The organism is Xenorhabdus sp. Sc-CR9, from assembly GCF_963897815.1.
In the GTDB taxonomy this organism is placed as follows: domain Bacteria; phylum Pseudomonadota; class Gammaproteobacteria; order Enterobacterales; family Enterobacteriaceae; genus Xenorhabdus.
The window spans coordinates 1-247 of sequence record NZ_CAWQTY010000145.1; the positions used below are offsets into that span (position 1 = coordinate 1).

At 48.6% G+C, this 247-nt stretch carries 1 protein-coding gene; it reads right to left on the reverse strand.

What is annotated here, in order from left to right:
- The coding region (locus tag AACQ81_RS06815) for a type II toxin-antitoxin system RelB/DinJ family antitoxin (protein ID WP_237388518.1) at positions 1–197 on the reverse strand (197 nt) is incomplete at its 3' end.
- Positions 198–247 lie beyond the last annotated feature (50 nt).

Sequence of the window (247 nt, forward strand, 5' to 3'; positions counted from 1 at the left end):
GCACGAGCCTCACGCATGGCCGCAATAGTCGTTTCGTTTGGTACTAATGGTTCGAATGGTAGCGCCTTTTCCCGTGCTACTCGCGTTAGCATCAGGCGGACGGCATCAGATACCGTAAGCCCCATCGGGTTGAGAACGGCAGCCGCTTCTTCTTTGATTGCCCCGTCGATACGAGTTTGGACCAGATGATTAGCCATTTTTGTTACTCCTGATTTTGTAATTCATTTGCATTACAATGTAATTCAAC